This is a genomic window from Pseudomonas sp. 10S4 (assembly GCF_034344865.1).
Taxonomy (GTDB): Bacteria; Pseudomonadota; Gammaproteobacteria; order Pseudomonadales; family Pseudomonadaceae; genus Aquipseudomonas.
The window spans coordinates 1,366,686-1,380,880 of record NZ_CP133774.1 but is presented as its reverse complement, the minus strand read 5'-3'; the positions used below and the strand labels follow the sequence as shown (position 1 = coordinate 1,380,880).

The 14,195-nt window shown below is 61.0% G+C and carries 12 protein-coding genes; 9 read left to right on the top strand and 3 right to left on the bottom strand.

From position 1 onward, the window contains the following. Positions 1-24 precede the first annotated feature (24 nt). Positions 25-681: an HAD family hydrolase gene (locus RHM58_RS06495; protein WP_201198641.1), complete on the bottom strand. Its 657-nt coding sequence runs from the start codon at positions 679-681 to the stop codon at positions 25-27. A gap of 143 nt (positions 682-824) precedes the next feature. On the opposite strand from RHM58_RS06495, the gene RHM58_RS06490 reads away from it, so the two are divergent. Together RHM58_RS06490 and ptsP are read left to right on the top strand one after the other, a co-directional pair. Beyond that, the gene (locus RHM58_RS06490) at positions 825-1,304 is read left to right on the top strand and encodes an RNA pyrophosphohydrolase (protein ID WP_007945562.1); all 480 of its coding nucleotides are present in this window, start codon (positions 825-827) and stop codon (positions 1,302-1,304) included. Positions 1,305-1,326: 22 nt separating this feature from the next. Next, entirely contained in the window at positions 1,327-3,606 is a 2,280-nt protein-coding gene (ptsP, locus tag RHM58_RS06485) for a phosphoenolpyruvate--protein phosphotransferase (RefSeq protein ID WP_201198639.1), read from the top strand. A 105-nt stretch (positions 3,607-3,711) separates the two neighbouring features. Here the strand turns inward: ptsP and RHM58_RS06480 are convergent, their stop codons facing one another. Then, the gene (locus RHM58_RS06480; RefSeq protein WP_322269908.1) at positions 3,712-4,458 is read right to left on the bottom strand and encodes an NRDE family protein; all 747 of its coding nucleotides are present in this window, start codon (positions 4,456-4,458) and stop codon (positions 3,712-3,714) included. 136 nt (positions 4,459-4,594) lie between these two features. Here RHM58_RS06480 and RHM58_RS06475 point away from each other — a divergent pair, with 136 nt between their 5' ends. From RHM58_RS06475 to RHM58_RS06465, 3 genes are all read left to right on the top strand, one after another. Further along, on the top strand, positions 4,595-5,377 hold the full coding sequence (locus RHM58_RS06475) for a sulfite exporter TauE/SafE family protein (RefSeq protein WP_322269906.1): 783 nt from the start codon (positions 4,595-4,597) through the stop codon (positions 5,375-5,377). Positions 5,378-5,460: 83 nt separating this feature from the next. Continuing rightward, entirely contained in the window at positions 5,461-6,276 is an 816-nt protein-coding gene (lgt, locus tag RHM58_RS06470) for a prolipoprotein diacylglyceryl transferase (RefSeq protein ID WP_201190142.1), read from the top strand. A gap of 62 nt (positions 6,277-6,338) precedes the next feature. Next, positions 6,339-7,310: a thymidylate synthase gene (locus RHM58_RS06465; RefSeq protein ID WP_201198631.1), complete on the top strand. Its 972-nt coding sequence runs from the start codon at positions 6,339-6,341 to the stop codon at positions 7,308-7,310. A gap of 93 nt (positions 7,311-7,403) precedes the next feature. Here RHM58_RS06465 and cadR read toward each other — a convergent pair whose 3' ends face one another. Continuing rightward, a complete protein-coding gene (gene cadR, locus RHM58_RS06460) occupies positions 7,404-7,853 on the bottom strand; it encodes a Cd(II)/Pb(II)-responsive transcriptional regulator (protein ID WP_201198629.1) in 450 nt (149 codons plus the stop codon). Between the two features lie 85 nt (positions 7,854-7,938). On the opposite strand from cadR, the gene RHM58_RS06455 reads away from it, so the two are divergent. From RHM58_RS06455 to RHM58_RS06440, 4 genes are all read left to right on the top strand, one after another. Then, a complete protein-coding gene (locus RHM58_RS06455; RefSeq protein ID WP_322269905.1) occupies positions 7,939-10,215 on the top strand; it encodes a heavy metal translocating P-type ATPase in 2,277 nt (758 codons plus the stop codon). A 16-nt stretch (positions 10,216-10,231) separates the two neighbouring features. Further along, positions 10,232-11,095: a LysR family transcriptional regulator gene (locus RHM58_RS06450; protein ID WP_123361013.1), complete on the top strand. Its 864-nt coding sequence runs from the start codon at positions 10,232-10,234 to the stop codon at positions 11,093-11,095. Between the two features lie 275 nt (positions 11,096-11,370). Beyond that, positions 11,371-12,447 (top strand): putative 2-aminoethylphosphonate ABC transporter ATP-binding protein, encoded by a 1,077-nt coding sequence (locus RHM58_RS06445; RefSeq protein WP_322269903.1) that lies wholly within the window; start codon positions 11,371-11,373, stop codon positions 12,445-12,447. Further along, positions 12,447-14,171, top strand: coding sequence for a putative 2-aminoethylphosphonate ABC transporter permease subunit (locus RHM58_RS06440; RefSeq protein WP_322269902.1), 1,725 nt, complete (start codon positions 12,447-12,449; stop codon positions 14,169-14,171). Before RHM58_RS06445 ends, RHM58_RS06440 begins: the two co-directional genes overlap by 1 nt. The last annotated feature ends 24 nt before the right edge of the window (positions 14,172-14,195 follow it).

Below are 14,195 nucleotides of genomic sequence, written 5' to 3'. Positions count from 1 at the left end.
GCGAGCTTGCTCGCGATAGCGATGTCAGTCGCGCAGAGTCATCACCGGCCAACCACGCTTCTCGGCCTCGGCCCGCAGATTCGGATCAGGGTCCACAGCAACCGGATTCGTCACCTGCTCCAACAACGGCAAATCATTCATCGAATCGCTATAGAAATAGCTGTCTTCCAATGAATACCCCGTCTCTTCCAGCCAACGATTCAACCGTGTCACCTTGCCCTCACGGAAGCACGGAATGTCGGTACTGCGCCCGCTATAACGGCCATCGACCATTTCGCACTCAGTGGCGATCAGGGTTTCGACACCCAGGCGCAGGGCAATCGGCCCGGTAACGAAGCGGTTGGTGGCGGTGATGATCACCAGTTTGTCGCCGGCTTCGCGGTGTTTGGCCAGCAGTTCGATGGCCTTGGGCAATACGATCGGTTCGATGCAGTCGCGCATGTAATCCGAATGCCAGTGATCCAGCGTGGCCATCTCGGTGCGGCCAAGGATTTCCAGGCAAAAATTCAGGTACTCGGCGTTATCCAGCTTGCCCGCCAGGTAATCCTGATAGAACTCGTCGTTGCGTGCCTTGTACGTCACGGCGTCGAGAAAGCCGCGTTCGCATAGGTAATCGCCCCAGGCGTGGTCACTGTCGCCGCCCAAAAGCGTGTTGTCCAAGTCGAATAAAGCCAGCCGCATTGCAGTTACTCGCTGAAAAGTCTGTAGAAAGGCCCCCAGAATACGTACTTTTCACAAGAGTGCACATAAGGTGGGCCGGCTCGTTGCTGCCTTCACAACCTTTGTGGAACAATGCGGCGACATGCGTTTGCGAGGTTGTTGCCGTGATCGACCCCGATGGTTTCCGCCCCAATGTCGGGATCATTCTCACGAATGATGCTGGCCAGGTGCTATGGGCTCGCCGTATCAATCAAGATGCCTGGCAGTTTCCACAGGGCGGGATCAACCCCCAGGAGACGCCGGAAGACGCCTTGTACCGCGAGTTGAACGAAGAAGTGGGTCTGGAGCGCGAAGATGTTGAAATTCTCGCCTGCACCCGGGGCTGGTTGCGCTATCGTTTGCCGCAACGTCTGGTCCGTACCCACAGCCAACCGCTGTGCATCGGCCAGAAGCAGAAATGGTTTCTCCTGCGCCTGATCTCCAACGAGCAGCGGGTGCGGATGGATTTGACCGGTAAACCGGAATTCGATGGCTGGCGCTGGGTCAGTTATTGGTATCCGTTGGGCCAGGTGGTGACATTCAAGCGCGAGGTGTATCGACGCGCTCTCAAAGAGCTTGCCCCGCGCCTTTTAACGCGCGACTGACGACGGAGTTCGACCCCGAGCCATGCTCAATACGCTGCGCAAGATCGTCCAGGAAGTTAACTCCGCCAAGGATCTCAAGGCGGCGTTGGGGATTATTGTGTTGCGCGTCAAAGAGGCCATGGGCAGCCAGGTCTGCTCGGTCTACCTGCTTGATCCAGAGACCAACCGCTTCGTGCTGATGGCCACCGAGGGCTTGAACAAGCGCTCGATCGGCAAAGTCAGCATGGCACCCAACGAAGGTCTGGTTGGCCTGGTCGGCACGCGTGAAGAACCCCTGAACCTCGAAAACGCCGCGGATCACCCGCGCTACCGTTACTTCGCCGAGACCGGTGAAGAACGCTACGCCTCATTCCTCGGGGCGCCGATCATTCACCACCGTCGCGTCGTCGGCGTGTTGGTCATTCAGCAAAAAGAACGCCGCCAGTTCGATGAAGGTGAAGAAGCCTTCCTCGTAACCATGAGCGCGCAACTGGCGGGCGTTATCGCCCACGCCGAGGCCACCGGTTCGATCCGTGGCCTGGGCCGCCAGGGCAAAGGTATCCAGGAAGCCAAGTTCGTCGGCGTACCGGGTTCGCCGGGTGCGGCGGTCGGTACCGCGGTAGTCATGCTGCCACCCGCCGATCTGGACGTGGTGCCGGACAAGACCATCACCGACATCGACGCCGAACTCGGGCTGTTCAAGACCGCCATCGAAGGCGTGCGCGCCGACATGCGTGCCTTGTCCGCCAAGCTCGCGACCCAGCTGCGCCCGGAAGAGCGCGCGCTGTTCGACGTCTACCTGATGATGCTCGACGATGCCTCGCTGGGTAGCGAAATCACCACCGTGATCAAGACTGGCCAGTGGGCCCAGGGCGCGTTGCGTCAGGTGGTCACCGAACACGTCAACCGTTTCGAATTGATGGACGACGCCTACCTGCGTGAGCGCGCCTCGGACGTCAAGGACCTCGGTCGCCGTCTGCTCGCCTACTTGCAGGAAGAGCGCCAGCAGACTCTGGTTTACCCCGACAACACCATTCTGATCAGCGAAGAACTGACGCCGGCGATGCTCGGCGAGGTGCCGGAAGGCAAGCTGGTGGGTCTGGTCTCGGTACTCGGTTCCGGTAACTCTCACGTCGCGATCCTGGCCCGTGCCATGGGCATCCCGACGGTGATGGGCCTGGTCGACCTGCCGTACGCCAAGGTCGACGGCATCCAGATGATCGTCGACGGCTACCACGGTGAGGTCTATACCAACCCGAGTGATTTGCTGCGCAAGCAGTTCGCCGAAGTGGTCGAGGAAGAAAAACAACTGGCCCTCGGGCTCGATGCGCTGCGGGACTTGCCGTGCGTCACCGTCGATGGCCACCGCATGCCGCTGTGGGTCAACACCGGCCTGCTGGCGGACGTGGCGCGGGCGCAGAAGCGTGGCGCTGAAGGCGTGGGCCTGTACCGCACAGAAGTGCCGTTCATGATCAACCAGCGCTTCCCGAGCGAAAAAGAGCAACTGGCGATCTATCGCGAGCAGCTCGCCGCGTTCCACCCGCAACCGGTGACCATGCGCAGCCTGGACATCGGCGGCGACAAGTCGCTGTCGTACTTCCCGATCAAGGAAGACAACCCGTTCCTCGGCTGGCGCGGGATTCGCGTCACCCTCGACCACCCGGAAATTTTCCTGGTCCAGACCCGCGCGATGCTCAAGGCCAGCGAAGGCTTGAACAACCTGCGGATTCTGCTGCCGATGATCTCCGGCATTCATGAGCTGGAAGAAGCCCTGCACCTGATTCACCGTGCGTGGGGCGAAGTCCGCGACGAAGGCACTGATGTGCCGATGCCGCCGATTGGCGTGATGATCGAGATTCCGGCAGCGGTGTACCAGACCAAGGAACTGGCGCGGATGGTGGACTTCCTGTCGGTTGGCTCCAACGACCTGACCCAGTACCTGCTGGCGGTGGACCGGAACAACCCGCGAGTGGCCGACCTCTACGACTACCTGCACCCGGCGGTGCTGCAAGCCTTGCAGAATGTAGTGCGTGACGCCCATGCCGAAGGCAAACCGGTGAGTATCTGCGGCGAAATGGCCGGCGACCCGGCGGCAGCAGTGTTGTTGATGGCGATGGGCTTCGACAGCCTGTCGATGAACGCCACCAACTTGCCGAAGGTGAAGTGGATGCTGCGCCAGATCAACCTGAGCAAGGCCAAGGAATTGCTGGCTGAGCTGATGACCATCGACAACCCGCAAGTTATCCACAGCTCGCTGCAATTGGCGCTGAAGAACCTTGGGTTGGCGCGGATGATTAATCCGGCTTCGGTCAAGACGCTCTAAACCTGCTGCGGCCTCTTCGCGAGCAAGCCCGCTCCGACATTTGAAATGCATTCCGAATGTGGGAGCGGGCTTGCTCGCGAAGGCGTCCGCCCAGATAACACCAATCTAAATCGTCAACTCCACTTCCCCCAAATGCCCGCCATACGGCCCAAAACTGCGCTCCACCATCACCCGCGTCCCATCCGCCTGAACGATCAACGCCGTACTCGCCCGTGTCCCATACGTCGGGCTGGCAATAAACACACTCGACAACAACGTCTCGGTGGCCAACCCCACCCCGGTATCCGGCAGTTCCGCAAACGGCGCTGCCTGCGAGTCGCTCAAAATCGCCAACAACGCCTCAGGCCGCGGATCGTCCAGCACTTCACTCAACGCAGCCTTGGCCTTGAGCACCTTCGGCCACGGCGTATCCAGCCCGGCGTTCGACAATCCATAAACCCCCGGCGCCAGCATCACCGCCGCGGTTTCCCGTGCATTGAAGTGCCACAGCTCGTTGGTATTGCCTATCAGTAGGTTAAACCCGGCATATTCCAGCGAACGTCCGACAACGTCGCTCAAATAGTCGTCAATGGACATGTCGCCGCTGAGAAACCCCGCGACCAATTCACCCCGTGACTTGCGCGACGGAGGTTGATGCGGATCGCGGATATTCGTCAGCGCGGCAAAGCGCCCATCGGCACCCACGCCGAGCCAGGTGCCGCCCGCTTCCAGATCCCGGCCGGCATGAACGTGGGGCGAATGTGACCACTGAGCCAGGGGCAGGGTGGGCCGGGCATAGAATTCGTCGCGGTTGGCCGCCACGATCAACGGCTGGGCGTGGCCGGGCCGCCAGGCAAAGACAATCAGGCACATAAGGTGGTCCTTGTGTGTTTTTTGCTCACTCTACGCAGACATCGCCCGTCGATCCATCGGCTTGCGTAGTAGAGCCCGAGGCCATGCATCCGTTACCATGCCGCACCTGTTTTTGGGGATGCGTGAGGATACGGTCGTGGAATTTCTGCTCTACCTGGCGCTCGGCGCCTGTGCGGGCGTGCTGGCCGGGCTGTTCGGGGTAGGCGGCGGGATCATCATCGTCCCGGTGCTGGTGTTCAGTTTCAAACTGCAAGGCTTCGATCCGTCGATCCTTACGCACCTGGCCGTCGGCACTTCACTGGCGACGATCATCTTTACCTCGGTCAATGCGGTTCGCGAGCATCACCGCCGGGGCGCCGTACGTTGGCCGATTTTTGCCTGGATGACCGTTGGCATTCTCATCGGCGCCGGTTTCGGCGCGCTGACCGCTGAAGCGATCTCCGGCCCGAATTTGCAGAAGATCATCGGCATATTCGCATTGATCGTCTCCGCTCAGCTCGCCCTGGACTTCAAACCCAAGGCCAGCCGAACGGTGCCGGGGAAAGTCGGTCTGACCGTGGCCGGTAGTGTGATTGGCTGGGCTTCGGCGATTTTCGGGATTGGCGGCGGGTCGTTGACCGTGCCGTTCCTGACCTGGCGTAGCGTGCCGATGCAACATGCGGTGGCCACATCGTCGGCCTGCGGGCTGCCGATTGCCCTGGCAAGTGCATTAAGTTTCATGATTTTGGGCTGGCACGATCCATTGTTGCCGGCCCATAGTCTCGGTTTTATTTATTTGCCGGCGTTGCTGGGGATTGCCCTGACCAGCATGTTCTTTGCCCGCTTCGGTGCGCGACTGGCTCACAATTTGTCGCCGCGCTTGCTCAAAAGACTATTCGCCGCTTTGCTGTTCTGCGTCGGGCTGAATTTCCTGCTCTGACGCCAATCGCAATCCTGGCTTAATCCTGAGGTGGCAGCGTCCCCCGGGAATTTTGAAGGTTTCAACTCTAACGAGGAGTCGCAATGCTGCCTTACCCGCAGATCGACCCGGTGGCCCTGGCCATCGGTCCGCTGAAAATCCACTGGTACGGTCTGATGTACCTGATCGGCATCGGCGGCGCCTGGCTGCTGGCGTCCCGTCGGCTGAACCGCTTCGATCCGACCTGGACCAAGGAAAAACTCTCCGATCTGATCTTCTGGTTGTCGATGGGGGTTATTGTCGGTGGCCGTTTGGGCTACGTGCTGTTCTACGACCTGAGCGCTTACCTGGCCAACCCGACGCTGATTTTCGAAGTGTGGAAGGGTGGCATGGCGTTCCACGGCGGGTTTATCGGGGTGATGATCGCGGCCTGGTGGTTCGGTCGCCGCAACGGCAAGTCGTTCTTCCAACTGATGGACTTCGTCGCACCGATGGTGCCGATTGGTCTGGGCGCCGGGCGTATCGGTAACTTCATCAACGCCGAGTTGTGGGGCAAACCGACCGATCTGCCATGGGCGATGGTGTTTCCACCGTTCAGCGACCCGGCACAACTGCCGCGCCACCCTTCGCAGCTGTACCAGTTCGCACTGGAAGGCGTGGCGCTGTTCCTGATTCTCTGGTTGTTCTCGCGCAAGCCACGGCCAACCATGGCAGTTTCCGGCATGTTCGCGCTGTTCTACGGGATCTTCCGTTTCGTTGTCGAGTTCGTTCGCGTACCTGACGCGCAACTCGGTTACCTGGCGTTCGGTTGGGTGACCATGGGGCAGATTCTGTGCATCCCGATGATCGTCGCCGGTCTGTTCCTGATCTGGCTGGCTTATCATCGCGAGCCAAAGACCCCAGTGACTTCGGCCGCTTAAGACGCCGCGCTTTAGATTCGAATCCGGGGCCACGGCTCCGGGTTCCAGGACACAGGTAACTCATGAAGCAATATCTCGATCTGGTGGCTCACGTCATCAAGAACGGCACCAAACAGGCCAACCGTACCGGCGTTAACACCATCAGTTTCCCTGGCGCGATGCTGCGTTATGACCTGAAGGAAGGTTTTCCGGCGATCACCACCCGCAAGATGGCCTTCAAATCGGCCATCGGCGAGATGTGCGGATTCCTGCGCGGGGTGAACAATGCCGCCGAATTCCGGGCGCTGGGCTGCAAGGTCTGGGACCAGAACGCCAACGAAAACGCCCAGTGGCTGGCCAACCCGTTCCGTCAGGGCGAAGACGACCTCGGCGAGATCTACGGCGTGCAATGGCGCAAATGGCCGGCGTACAAGCAGATCCCGCTCAGCAACCCGGCGGCCATCGAGCAGACCCTGAGCCAGGGCTATCGTCAGATTGCCGAAGGTGAAGAAGACGGTCAGGCCTACGTGGTGCTGTACAAGGCGATCGACCAGATCCGCCAGTGCGTCGACACCATCATCAAGGACCCGGGCAGCCGTCGCATCCTGTTCCACGGCTGGAACGTCGCCCAGCTCGATGAAATGGCCTTGCCGCCGTGCCACCTGCTGTACCAGTTCCACCCGAATGTCGAGACCAAAGAGATTTCTTTGACCCTCTACATCCGCTCCAACGACCTGGGCCTGGGCACGCCGTTCAACCTCACCGAAGGCGCCGCGCTGCTGAGCCTGATCGGTCGCCTGACCGGCTACACGCCGCGCTGGTTCACCTATTTCATCGGTGACGCCCATGTCTACGAAAACCATTTGGACATGCTGAATGAACAGCTCACCCGCGAGCCGTTCCCGATGCCGAAACTGGTGATCAGTGACCGTGTGCCGGAGTTTGCCAAGACTGGCGAGTACCAGCCGGAGTGGCTGGAGTTGATCGAGCCGAGTGATTTCTCGCTTGAGGGTTATCAGCACCATGCGCCGATGACCGCGCCGATGGCGGTCTGATTCAGGCACCGCTTCGCGGTGTTCGCGGGCAAGCCTCGCTCCTACAGGTTCACACCATTCCCGTAGGAGCGAGGCTTGACCGCGAAGGCGTCCTCAATGCCCATGACTTCTCCCGACATGGGAATGCTCAACCTCCGTCGCCACAACCCCGCCGCTCACTTCCAGCCGCTGCAAAATCCCGCACTGATCGATATCCGGCCCTTCGCTGCAACGTTGGCGCAGGTCGAGCAGTTGTATCTGCAAGGCCAGCAAACCATCGATCCGTGCCTTGACGTGATGGATGTGTTCATCAATCAGCGCATTCACGTTTTCGCACTGATCCTGCGGGCTGTCGCGCAGGGTCAGTAGGCTGCGGATTTCTTCGAGAGTCATGTCGAGGGTGCGGCAGTTGCGGATAAACGTCAGCCGCTCGGCATGAGCCTGGGTGTAGACGCGGTAGTTGCCATCGCTGCGGGCCGGCTCCGGGAGCAGGTTTTCGCGCTCGTAATAGCGGATGGTTTCCACTGCGCAGTCGGTCAGTTTGGCCAGTTCTCCGATCTTCATCGCGACAATCTCCAAAAGGTTGCTTGACCCTATAGTGGCTACAGGGTCTTTACTTGGCAACAGGCATCTTTATGGACGCAACCCGATGAGCGATTCCCTTCACACCCACAAACCCGAGGCTGATCACGATCACGATCACGATCACAGCCACAAGCTGCAGCCTGTGCAGAAGAAGCACGACCATGGCGGCCACGGGGATTCCTGCTGTTCCTCCAAAGCCGCCGCGCCATCGCTGATCAAGCTGAGCGACAAGCCGACCGACGGCGCGCGGCTGAGCAGTTTCCGCATCGACGCGATGGACTGCCCGACCGAGCAAACACTGATCCAGAACAAACTGGGCAAGCTGTCGGGTGTGCAGCAACTGGAATTCAACCTGATCAACCGGGTGTTGGGCGTGACCCACGACCTGCCGAGCACTGCGCCGATCATCGAGGCGATCAAGTCGCTGGGCATGGTCGCGGAGCCATTGGAGCAGGGCGTCGAAGCCCCCGCGCCGGCCGCCGAGAAGAAGCACTGGTGGCCTTTGGCGCTGTCCGGCGTGGGCGCGTTGGCAGCTGAAGTCATCCACTTCACCAACGCCGCACCGACCTGGGTGGTGGCGATCATCGCGCTGATTTCGATCCTCAGCGGCGGCCTCACCACTTACAAGAAAGGCTGGATCGCCCTCAAAAACCTCAACCTGAACATCAACGCACTGATGAGCATCGCGGTGACGGGTGCGATCCTCATCGGCCAATGGCCGGAAGCGGCGATGGTGATGTTCCTGTTTACCATCGCTGAATTGATCGAAGCCAAGTCCCTGGACCGCGCCCGCAACGCCATCGGCGGGCTGATGCAGATGACCCCGGAACAAGCCACGGTGCAGCAGACCGACGGGAGTTGGGTCGAGCAAGACGTCAAAACCATCGAACTGGGTGCCCGAGTTCGCGTGCGTCCCGGCGAGCGGATTGGCCTCGACGGCCAAGTGGTTTCCGGCACTTCGACCATCGATCAGGCGCCGATCACCGGCGAAAGCCTGCCGATCGAGAAGACTGTGGGCGATAAAGTCTTCGCCGGCACCATCAACCAGGCGGGTTCGCTGGAATACACCGTGACCGCTGCGGCCAACAACTCGACCCTGGCGCGGATCATCCACGCCGTCGAACAGGCCCAAGGCGCGCGGGCACCGACCCAGCGCTTCGTCGATCAGTTTTCGAAAATCTACACCCCGGCAGTGTTCATCTTCGCCCTGGCTGTCGCGGTTATTCCGCCATTGTTCATGGGCGCGCTGTGGTTCGACTGGATCTACCGGGCGCTGGTGTTGCTGGTGGTTGCTTGCCCATGTGCGCTGGTGATTTCCACCCCGGTGACCATCGTCAGCGGCCTCGCGGCAGCGGCGCGCAAAGGGATTCTGGTCAAGGGCGGCGTCTATCTGGAGGGCGGTTACAAGCTCGATTACCTGGCCCTGGATAAGACCGGCACCATCACCCACGGCAAACCGGTACAGACCGATTATCTGTCCCTCGACCCGACTACCGATGAAACCGCGCCAGCTATTGCCGCAGCGCTGGCCGGCCGTTCCGATCACCCGGTGTCGCTGGCTATCGCCAACGCCGCTGTGGATAAACAACTGGCGCCGTGGGTTGTGGATAACTTCGAGGCTTTGGCCGGTCGCGGTGTGCGCGGTGAAATCGATGGTCAGGTCTATTACCTGGGCAACCATCGTCTGGTGGAAGAGCTGAACCTCTGCTCGCCAGCGCTGGAAGAAAAACTGTTCGCCCTGGAGAAACAGGGAAAATCGGTGGTGCTGCTGCTCGACAAGTCTGGCCCCTTGGCGCTGTTTGCCGTGGCGGACACAGTGAAAGAGTCCAGCCGTGAAGCGATTCAACAGCTTCACGATCTCGGCATCAAAACCCTGATGCTGACCGGCGACAACGTCCACACCGCCCAGGCGATTGCCGCGCAAGTCGGGATCGACGAAGCCAAGGGCGACCTGCTGCCGACCGACAAACTGCAAGCCATCGAAGCCCTTTATGCGAAAGGACATAACGTCGGGATGGTCGGCGTCGGCATCAACGACGCCCCGGCATTGGCCCGGGCTGAGATCGGTTTTGCCATGGCCGCCGCAGGCACCGATACCGCCATCGAGACGGCTGATGTCGCCCTGATGGACGACGATCTGCGCAAAATCCCTGCGTTCATCCGACTGTCGCGTCAGACCTCAAGCATCCTGAAACAGAACATCGCCCTCGCTTTGGTCATCAAGGCTATCTTTCTTGGGGTAACCTTCGCCGGGATCGCCACCATGTGGATGGCGGTGTTCGCCGACATGGGCGTCAGCCTGTTGGTGGTGTTCAACGGTTTGCGCCTGTTGCGCAAATAAGCGATGAGGAACGGGTGTGCTGAGTGCCGAGCTGAAGGCGTTTTACATGGTGGCCCGCTTGGGCAGCATTACCCTGGCGGCCAAGAAGCTCGGCCTGAGCCAACCCACCGTGACGACCCAGATTCGGCATCTGGAAAGCCAATACTCGGTTGAGCTGTTCTACCGTGGCGGTCGCCGCCTCAGCGTCAGCGATGAAGGCGCGCGGCTGCTGCCGATGGTCAAGGCGCTGTTGCAGCAGGAAGCCGACATCGAGTTTTTCCTGCGCAACAGCGGGCAGGTCCAGGGCACGTTGCGCATCGCCGCCACCGCTCCGTATTACATCCTCGATCTGGTGAAGACCTTTCGCGAGCGTTTGCCGCAGGTGGAAGTGTCGGTGGAAATCGGCAACTCCCAACAAGTGCTCGAAGCGCTGGAGGATTACCGGGTCGATGTCGCCGCGTCTTCGCAGTTGCTGGACGATGCGCGGCTGATTCGCCGAGTGCTCGGCAGCGATCCGCTGGTGCTGGCGGTACATCGTAATCATCCGTTGGCAGTACACGATCATGTGCCGCTCAGCGCGTTGGCGGGGCATACCTTGTTGATGCGTGAGTCGGGCTCGACCACTCGGCGGCTGACTGAAGAGTTACTGGCCAGCGCCGGGGTGAGTTTCGGGCCGCTGCTGGAGATTGGTAGCCGTGAGTCGATCCGTGAAGCGGTGCTGCGCAATATCGGCATCAGCATCATCGCCCGGCAGGAAGTGCCGCATGACCCGCAATTGCGGGTGCTGACCATCGAGAATGCGCCGCAGATTCCGGAGTACTTGTACTGCCTCAAGGAGCGAAAGGGCGCGCGGTTGCCGGCGGCGTTTCTGGGGTTGGCGCAGGAAATGGCCCCCGCCTAGATTCCTGTGGCGAGGGGGCTTGCCCCCGTTCGGCTGCGCAGCAGTCGTAAACCCATTAAATGCGGTATGCCTGAAAAAACACCCTCGCAGTTTTGGGGCCGCTTCGCGACCCAACGGGGGCAAGCCCCCTCGCCACAATTTCATCTGGCATAAGGCTGTGGATTTCTCTCAACCCAAATCCCCGAATACCACTATCGGCCGTTTTTGCCTCGTTGCCACATGACGGACGCATTACAAACCTAGGATGGCCCTCATCTGCTTGATGAGGTCTGTCCATGAACCACTCGATCACAACTGCCCTGACCAACCCCGGCGCACCCATGAAAGTGCGCGGCGTGCAGAAACGCTTCGGCGCCTTCACCGCGCTGGATAACGTTTCCCTCGACGTGGCGGCCGGTGAGCTGGTGTGTCTGCTGGGCCCGTCGGGTTGTGGCAAAACCACCTTGCTGCGTTGCATTGCCGGTCTGGAGAAGCAGGACAGCGGCGAGTTGTACCTGGGTGATCGCGACGTTTCCCACCTGGCGCCGCAAGCCCGGGACTACGGCATTCTGTTCCAGTCCTACGCGCTGTTCCCCAATCTGACCGTCGAAGCGAACATTGCCTACGGCCTCGCCGGCAGTGGTCGCGATGAAGTGCGCAAGCGTGTCGGTCAGATGCTGGAACTGGTCGGCCTGCTCGGCAGTGAGAAAAAGTACCCCGGCCAATTGTCCGGCGGCCAACAGCAGCGCGTCGCACTGGCCCGAGCCTTGGCTCCGGCGCCTTCGTTGTTGCTGCTCGACGAACCGATGTCGGCACTCGACGCGCGAGTCCGCGAGCACCTGTGCACCGAGCTGCGCCAATTGCAGCGCAACCTCGGCGTCACGACCCTGATGGTCACGCACAATCAGGACGAGGCCATGCTGATGGCCGATCGCATCGCCGTGATGAACAACGGCAGAGTCGAGCAGTACGCCACGCCGCAGGAAATCTACGACTGTCCGGCCACGCCGTTTGTGGCGGAGTTCGTTGGTCAGGGCAACTGGCTGCCGTTCCGCCGCAGCAGCGACAGCCACGCCCAGGTCGGCGGGATGAACATGCGCCTGGCCGAAGGCAGTGCGAAAACCGCGTCCGGCCGTTTGTTCTGCCGCCCGGAGGCGATCAACGTCAACCCGCCGGTGCACGAAGAAAACCTGTTCCCGGCCAAGGTTCGTGAAATCACCTTCCTCGGCAATCGCTGCCGCATGAGTTTCGAACTCGACCAACTGCCGGGCCATCCGCTGCTGGCCGAACTTGCCCCGGAGGCCATGCCGCGCCTCGGTGCCCAGCACATCATGGTCGCCTTGCCACCGCGTAGCCTGCAGGTGTTTGCCTGATGGGCGCGAACCTCGCGCTGCCGATACCGCACAAGCAGGTTCGGCAGACCTCCCGTGCCGAGATCGGCGACCGGGTGTTCGTGGTCGGCGGCAAAGTGCTGTTGCTGGTCTTGCTCGGTGTCGCGGTGTTGATGCCGTTGCTGGCGATCTTCTGGCGCGGTTTCAGCGCTGAAGCCGGGCAGGGCGGTGGTCTGGTGGCTGCCCGTGAATTGGTGACCAGCGCGAATTTCCATTGGTTGCTCGGCAACAGTCTGAAAGTTTCCCTCAGCGTCGCGGCCATCGTCGTACCGCTGGCTTACCTGTTTGCCTACGCCCTGCAACGTACGTTGATTCCGGGCAAAGGTATCTGGCGCGGGATGTCTCTGTTGCCGCTGATGGCGCCGTCGATGCTGCCGGGGATTGCACTGGTTTACCTGTTCGGTAACCAGGGCATGTTGCGCGGTTTGCTCTCGGACAATATCTACGGTTTCTGGGGGATTGTTCTCGGTGAGGTGATCTACACCTTCCCACACGCCTTGATGATTCTTCTGTCGGCGCTGTCCCTGGCGGATGCGCGACTGTTCGATGCCGCTTCAAGCATGGGCGCCAGTCCGGCGAAAGCCTTTCGCAGCATCACCTGGCCGGCGACGCGTCAGGCGGTGTTCGCGGCGTTCTGCCTCGTCTTCACCCTGACCATCACCGACTTCGGCGTGCCCGTAGTGGTTGGCGGCGACTATCAAGTGCTGGCGCTGGAAGCCTACAAAGCCGTGGTCGGCCAGCAACAGTTCGGTCGTGGCGCGTTGATCGGCATGGTTCTGCTGCTGCCGGCGCTATTCAGTTTCGGGGTCGACGCCTGGCTGCGTCGGCGTCACGGCGATTCCATGAGCGGTCGGGCGCAAGTGTTCAAACCGGCGCCATCGAAGCTGCGGGACGGCTGCTACCTGGCCGTTGTGCTGCTGATCTGCGCGGTGTTGCTGTTGGTGTTCGGCATGGCGGTGTACTCGTCGCTGGTGAAATTCTGGCCGTACAACCTGTCGCTGTCGCTCAACCATTACCAGTTCAACGACACCGCAGGCGGTGGCTGGCTGGCCTACGGCAACAGCGTGAAGATGGCCCTGTGCACGGCGTTGATCGGCAGCGTGCTGATTTTCACCGGCGCCTACCTGATGGAAAAAACCAAAGGCCAGCGCGGATTGAATCTGACCCTGCGCATGCTCAGTTTCGTACCGATGGCGGTGCCGGGTCTGGTGTTGGGCCTGGGTTACGTCTTCTTCTTCAACCTCAACGGCAACCCGCTGCATGTGCTCTACGGGACCATGACCCTGCTGGTGGTCTGCACCATTGCTCACTATTTGACCACCGCGCAAATGACCGCCACCACTGCGCTGCGCCAACTCGACGCCGAGTTCGAGGCCGCCGCGCTGTCGCTCAAGGCGCCGCTGTATCGGCATTACCTGCGGGTCACCGTGCCGATCTGCCTGCCGGCGCTGCTGGACATCGTGCGCTACCTGTTCGTCTCGGCGATGACCACCGTCTCGGCAGCGATCTTCCTCTACAGCCCCGACACCATCCTTGCGGCGGTGGCGGTGCTGAACATGGACGACGCCGGCAACGTCGGTGGCGCGGCGGCGATGTCGACTTTGATTCTGTTCACTTCGGCGGGCGTGTCCCTGCTGCTGGCCTGGGCTTCGCGCGGTTTGCTGCGCCGCTCCCAGGCCTGGCGGCAGACCGCGCCTAGCCATTGATTTTCAATCCCGCAAACCTCAACT